4 protein-coding genes are annotated in these 6,577 nt (G+C 48.1%); 2 read left to right on the top strand and 2 right to left on the bottom strand.

Translation table 11 applies throughout. The features are described from left to right. Positions 1-298: 298 nt before the first annotated feature. Positions 299-1,381 (bottom strand): recombinase RecA, encoded by a 1,083-nt coding sequence (recA, locus tag JK130_RS16250; RefSeq protein WP_218355384.1) that lies wholly within the window; start codon positions 1,379-1,381, stop codon positions 299-301. 138 nt (positions 1,382-1,519) lie between these two features. Continuing rightward, on the bottom strand, positions 1,520-2,050 hold the full coding sequence (locus tag JK130_RS16245) for a CinA family protein (RefSeq protein WP_218355383.1): 531 nt from the start codon (positions 2,048-2,050) through the stop codon (positions 1,520-1,522). A 118-nt stretch (positions 2,051-2,168) separates the two neighbouring features. Between JK130_RS16245 and mutS the strand changes: the two genes are divergently transcribed. Beyond that, positions 2,169-4,718 (top strand): DNA mismatch repair protein MutS, encoded by a 2,550-nt coding sequence (mutS, locus tag JK130_RS16240; RefSeq protein WP_218355386.1) that lies wholly within the window; start codon positions 2,169-2,171, stop codon positions 4,716-4,718. Positions 4,719-4,897: 179 nt separating this feature from the next. Then, positions 4,898-6,529 (top strand): CTP synthase, encoded by a 1,632-nt coding sequence (gene pyrG, locus JK130_RS16235; RefSeq protein WP_218355382.1) that lies wholly within the window; start codon positions 4,898-4,900, stop codon positions 6,527-6,529. Positions 6,530-6,577 lie beyond the last annotated feature (48 nt).

Raw genomic sequence — 6,577 nt, 5'->3', positions numbered from 1 at the left:
GGCGCAATTCGAGATCATGTACCAAGATCGGATTTAACAGTGCAATCAGCCATTTACACAAAATATTTTACAGTCTCTTGGCTGAATACATACAATGCCATATCGCTTTTTTAATAGAAAAAAATAGCTTGCTTTAAATTTTCTATTTTCAGTTTTTCAAGTGTTGTGTTACTCAGGCTATAGCTATCAATCTCTGTCAATCAGCCCACAGCTTATATTTGCCTTCGTTGTGCATTCATCCCCCTTAAACAAAAATACCCGCAGATTGCGGGTATTCTTAATGCCAGAACTAAAAAGCTTACGCTTCTTTATCTTTCACATTTACATCTTTGACAGTTTTTTCGGCTTTGTCCGCTTTATCGGCTTTAGCAGCATCGGTCTCTTTACTTACTTTCGGCATCAACAACTCTTCACGAATTTTCTTCTCAATTTCATTCGCTATTTCAGGGTGACCTTTTAAGAAATTAATAACATTCGCTTTACCCTGACCAATACGATCGCCTTTGTAGCTGTACCAGGCACCGGCTTTATCAACCAGTTTTTGTTTAACACCCAGGTCAATCAGCTCAGCTTCTTTGCTAATACCCTCACCATAACGAATCATAAATTCAGCCTGGCGGAACGGCGGTGCTACTTTGTTTTTCACCACTTTAACACGGGTTTCGTTACCAACCACTTCGTCGCCTTCTTTTACCGCGCCAATACGACGAATATCAAGACGTACTGAAGAGTAAAACTTAAGCGCGTTACCCCCGGTGGTGGTTTCTGGGTTACCAAACATCACCCCAATTTTCATACGAATCTGGTTGATGAAAATAACCAGCGTATTTGAACGCTTGATGTTGGCCGTCAGTTTACGCAAAGCCTGAGACATTAAACGCGCCTGCAGACCCACGTGAGAGTCGCCCATGTCGCCTTCAATTTCGGCTTTAGGGGTTAATGCAGCAACCGAGTCGACAATGACCACGTCTACCGCATTAGATCGCACCAGCATGTCGCAAATTTCAAGGGCCTGCTCACCGGTGTCAGGCTGTGATACCAACAGTTCGTCAATGTTAACGCCCAGTTTTTCTGCATAGATAGGATCTAGCGCGTGCTCAGCATCAACAAACGCACAGGTTTTGCCTGTTTTCTGCGCTTCAGCAATAACCTGCAAGGTTAATGTCGTTTTACCTGATGATTCAGGACCATAGATTTCTACTACCCGCCCGCATGGCAGGCCACCTATACCTAAAGCAATATCAATACTTAATGACCCGGTAGAAATAGACTCTATGTCCATGCCCTGGTTGTCACCCAAACGCATAATAGCGCCTTTACCAAACTGCTTTTCTATCTGGCCAAGCGCGGCAGTAAGCGCCTTTGATTTATTGTCGTCCACAAATACTTCCTCTAGAAGTGAAGCGGTGGGTTATTACAGCGCCCCTGCGCTGACCACGCTTGATAACTTTAATTTCAATGCCTGCATTTTATACTGTATAAGCATACAGTTTCAAGTGTTCTGTTGGTTTTTCTTAACCTACAAAGCTTGCGAGTTTATTTCAACTAGTCTGTGGTGCAGTAATTCGAGTGCATATCCAATAGCTTGCTGGCGTACTTGCGCACGATCGCCGTCAAAGCAATGACTAACCGACCGTGTTTGCGTGGCATCGGCAACCGCAAACCATACTGTTCCTACCGGTTTTTGAACGCTGCCCCCACCCGGGCCGGCAATGCCACTGGTACTTAACCCTACCGCTGCCTGACTGCGCTCACGCACCCCGCGCGCCATTTCTTCGACACATTGTGCCGACACCGCGCCGTGTTGTTCAAGTGTGTACTGCGACACGCCCAGCAAAGACTGTTTTGCTGAATTTGAATAGGTAGTAAAACTCTGCTCAAACCAGTCTGAACTTCCCGCCACCGAGGTAAGTGCATAGGCTAACCCGCCACCGGTGCACGACTCGGCGCAGGCCACTGTCGCGTTTTGCGCTCTTAAGTACGCCCCTATTTGTGATATCATTTCAAGCTGCTCAGCATCGTTGCCGGTGGTTGCAAAAACCTGGCTCATAGTAATAATACTCCGCTGATAAAGAATTGTTCGAAGTGTACCATTTCATTCTCTGATGCACATCTATGGTACCCATGTAATACACAATACCGAGGCTCTTTTGGAACAACATACTCCCATGATGCGTCAATACCTTACTATTAAGGCGCAGCACCCCAATATTTTGCTTTTTTACCGTATGGGCGATTTTTACGAATTGTTTTACGAAGACGCCAAACGTGCGGCTCAGTTACTGGATATTTCTTTAACTGCCCGGGGAAAGTCAGGCGGTAATCCAATTCCTATGGCCGGGGTGCCCTACCACGCGGTCGAAGGTTATCTGGCACGTTTGGTAAAAGCGGGTGAATCGGTGGCTATTTGCGAACAGGTAGGCGATCCCGCTACCAGCAAAGGCCCGGTCGAACGCCAGGTTCAGCGTATTATTACCCCTGGCACGGTAACCGATGAAGCCTTGTTAGAAGAACGGCAGGACAACGTGCTGGCGGCGGTGTGTGGCAGTAATGAGCTTTACGGTCTGGCCACGTTAGATATTACCAATGGTCGTTTTTTGGTCCTTGAATGTAAAGGCGATGAAGCCTTGCTGGCCGAACTGCAGCGCTTAAACCCAGCCGAGCTATTATATCCCGACGACTTTGCCTCTATGCCGCTAATTGAGCGGCGCAAAGGGATACGCCGGCGTCCAGAGTGGGAATTTGATCAAAGCTCAGCATTTGGTCAGCTTACCAAGCAGTTTAACACCAAAGATTTAAACGGCTTTGGAGTACAAGATCTTACCTTTGGGCTAGGTTGTGCCGGATGTATTTTGCAATATGTAAAAGATACCCAGCGCGCCTCATTACCGCATCTCAACTCACTTCAAAAAGAGGTGCAGGAACATCGGGTACAATTGGATGCGGCCACCCGCCGCAATTTAGAAATTACCCAAAATATGGGCGGTAATCACGAACACACTCTGTTTAGTATTCTGGATACCACCGCCACAGCCATGGGCAGCCGGTTGTTGCAACGTTATCTGCACGCGCCAATTACTGATCGGCACGAACTAATAAGCCGCCAGAATGCTATTTCGGTGCTAATCGACCAACCCGATCATCCTATTACCGACCTGCTTAAACAAATTGGTGATATTGAGCGCATTATGGCGCGCCTGGCTTTGCGCTCTGCCCGTCCCCGCGACTTTGCCCGCTTGCGCAGCGCTTTTAATATTTTGCCCGAGCTGCAAGATGTTCTGGCAACCTTTGACAATGCGTTGTTAAACACCCTGCGCGAAGACATTGGCCAATTTCCTGAATTACAGGATTTGCTCAACCGCGCAATTATCGACAACCCGCCAGTGGTATTGCGTGATGGGGGTGTAATTGCGCCGGGGTTTGATAGCGAGCTTGATGAGCTACGCGCATTGTCACAAGGTGCCACCGACTATCTTGACCAGCTTGAGCTACGCGAACGCGAGCGCAGCGGTATTGCCACCTTAAAAGTAGGTTATAATCGGGTACACGGCTTTTTTATTGAGATTAGCCGTGCGCAAAGTCAGCATGCGCCTGCAGATTATATTCGCCGGCAAACCCTGAAAAACACCGAGCGCTTTATTACCCCCGAACTTAAAGAGCATGAAGACAAAGTACTGACCAGCCAAAGTCGTGCGTTGGCACTAGAAAAACAGCTATACGAACAATTATTCGAGACCTTTTTGCCCCAATTAACCCGGCTTATCGACAGCGCCGCTGCGCTGGCAAAACTGGATGTTATTCAATGTCTGGCCGAGCGTGCCGAAGTGCTGCAGTTGCATCGCCCTGAATTAAGTGACGATACTAAAATTTGTTATCAGGAAGGTCGTCACCCTATTGTTGAAAGCGTGATGGATGCGCCTTTTATTGCAAATCCGCTTACACTGGATAATGACCACCGAATGCTGATTATTACCGGACCTAATATGGGCGGTAAATCCACGTACATGCGTCAGACTGCACTTATTGTATTGATGGCTTACATTGGTAGCTTTGTACCGGCACAAGACGCCTGCATCGGCAAAATTGACCGCATTTTCACCCGCATAGGGGCGTCTGATGACCTGGCTTCAGGCCGCTCTACCTTTATGGTCGAGATGACTGAGACCGCCAATATTTTGCACAATGCCACTGAAAACTCACTGGTGCTGATGGATGAAATTGGTCGGGGTACCAGTACGTACGACGGGTTGTCTCTGGCCTGGGCGTGTGCGCATCATCTGGCCACCAAAGTTAAAGCCTATACTTTGTTCGCTACCCACTATTTTGAGCTGACGCAGTTGCCTGACCATTACGACAATGTGGTAAATGTGCATCTTGATGCCATCGAACATGATGAAACCATTAGATTTATGCACAGTGTTGAAACCGGCGCGGCCAGCAAAAGTTACGGCCTGCAGGTGGCGTCACTAGCGGGTGTACCGCAAAGTGTTATTGCTGCTGCCCGCCGTAAACTAACCGAACTGGAAGCCAGTCGTGACGAATCTGACAATTCTGTGTGTGTCAGTACACCCAAATCTGCTGATGCGCAGGCACAGCTGCCTTTTGAGCCTGTGTCCAGTGCTTTAGATGATGCCTTGGAAAACCTCAATCCTGACGATTTATCACCTCGTCAGGCCTTGGATTTCCTGTATACCCTCAAACGGCTGAGTCGGTCATAAATAAACCCTGGAAAGCCTGTACCGCCGGCGCATTGGTAAAATGACCGGCCTAAAACCCGGGCAAACCGATTGTTTGCGCTAAGGTCTTTCGGTATACTATTGCGCCGTCTAAGTGTTGCAGGCACCTCTTTCGTCTGTCAGCACACATTACCCATACATTCCAACGCCTTAGGTTTCGCATGACAAACTATATTTTCGTCACAGGTGGTGTTGTATCATCGCTCGGTAAAGGTATTGCTGCTGCTTCATTAGCTGCAATTCTTGAAGCGCGTGGTCTTACCGTCACAATGCTAAAGCTGGACCCTTACATCAATGTAGATCCAGGAACAATGAGCCCCATTCAGCACGGTGAGGTTTTTGTCACCGACGACGGTGCCGAAACCGATTTGGATTTGGGTCACTACGAACGTTTTATTCGTACCCGCATGAGCAAACGCAACAACTTTACCACTGGACGGGTTTATGAAGAGGTGCTTAAACGTGAACGCCGGGGCGATTATCTGGGGGCCACTATTCAGGTTATTCCCCATATCACCAACGAGATAAAACGGCGGGTAATTGAAGGCGCCGAAGGACACGAGGTGGCGATTGTTGAGGTGGGCGGTACCGTTGGCGATATCGAATCGCAACCATTCTTAGAAGCGATTCGACAGCTGGGTACCGAAGTAGGACGCGAACGGGCAATGTATATGCACTTGACGTTAGTGCCTTACATGCCCGCGTCGGGCGAGGTAAAAACCAAACCAACACAGCATTCGGTAAAAGAATTACGTTCTATTGGTATTCAGCCTGATATTTTGGTGTGTCGCTCTGTTGGCGCACTGCCTGCCACCGAGCGTTCTAAAATTGCGCTGTTCACCAATGTTATCGACAAAGCGGTTATTTCACTTAAAGATGTCGACAGTATTTATCGAATTCCGGCGGCACTAAAGGCCCAGGGTATGGACCAGTTAGTCGTTGACCGTTTTGGTTTTGACTGTAAAGAGGCCGACCTGACCGAATGGGAACAGGTGCTTTATGCCGAGTCTAACCCAACGGCCGAAATTAACATTGGTATGGTGGGTAAGTATGTAGAATTAGCCGATGCCTACAAGTCAGTCAATGAAGCCTTAAAACATGCGGGCCTTAAAAACCGTCTGGCAGTCAATATTCATCACGTTGATTCCCAGGACGTTGAATCTAAAGGCACACAAATTCTTGAGCGGCTTGATGCTATCTTGGTACCTGGCGGCTTTGGGGAACGCGGCGTTGAAGGTAAAATTGCAGCCGTGCGCTATGCCCGGGAAAATAATGTTCCGTTTTTAGGTATTTGTTTGGGGATGCAGGTTGCGCTGATTGAATTTGCCCGCAATGTGGCCGGTATGGAAAACGCCAACAGTACCGAGTTTGATCCAAACAGCCCGTTTCCGGTGGTGGGCCTTATTACCGAGTGGCTGGATGCCGATGGCAGTACCGAGGTGCGCACCGAAGCTTCAGATTTAGGGGGTACTATGCGTCTGGGTAGCCAGCTGTGTCATTTGATTCCTGACACCAAGGTCCATACGATGTATGGCTCTGACACTATCTACGAACGTCACCGTCATCGTTATGAAGTTAACAACAATCTGCGTGACCAAATTGAACACGCTGGTTTGAAGGTAAGTGGTTTGTCCACTGATAAACGCCTTGTAGAAGTTATCGAAATACCCGAACATCCTTGGTTTGTCGCGAGTCAGTTTCACCCCGAATTCACTTCTACGCCGCGTGATGGTCACCCTTTATTTACCGGTTTTGTAGCCGCGGCGGGCCAGTATCAAAAAGAAAATCACTAGTTTCTAATAATAGGGGCATTTTACTCTCCCGTTGGTGCCCCATAAACG

This window comes from Alteromonas lipotrueiana, assembly GCF_019249245.1.
Lineage (GTDB): Bacteria > Pseudomonadota > Gammaproteobacteria > Enterobacterales > Alteromonadaceae > Alteromonas > Alteromonas lipotrueiana.
This window is presented reverse-complemented; position numbering and strand designations above follow the sequence as displayed.

Excerpts from the sequence above, each read along its gene's own strand:
- mutS (WP_218355386.1), top strand. The coding sequence starts at position 2,169 with ATGATGCGTCAATACCTTACTATTAAGGCGCAGCACCCCAATATTTTG.
- pyrG (WP_218355382.1), top strand. The coding sequence starts at position 4,898 with ATGACAAACTATATTTTCGTCACAGGTGGTGTTGTATCATCGCTCGGT.
- JK130_RS16245 (WP_218355383.1), bottom strand. The coding sequence starts at position 2,050 with ATGAGCCAGGTTTTTGCAACCACCGGCAACGATGCTGAGCAGCTTGAA.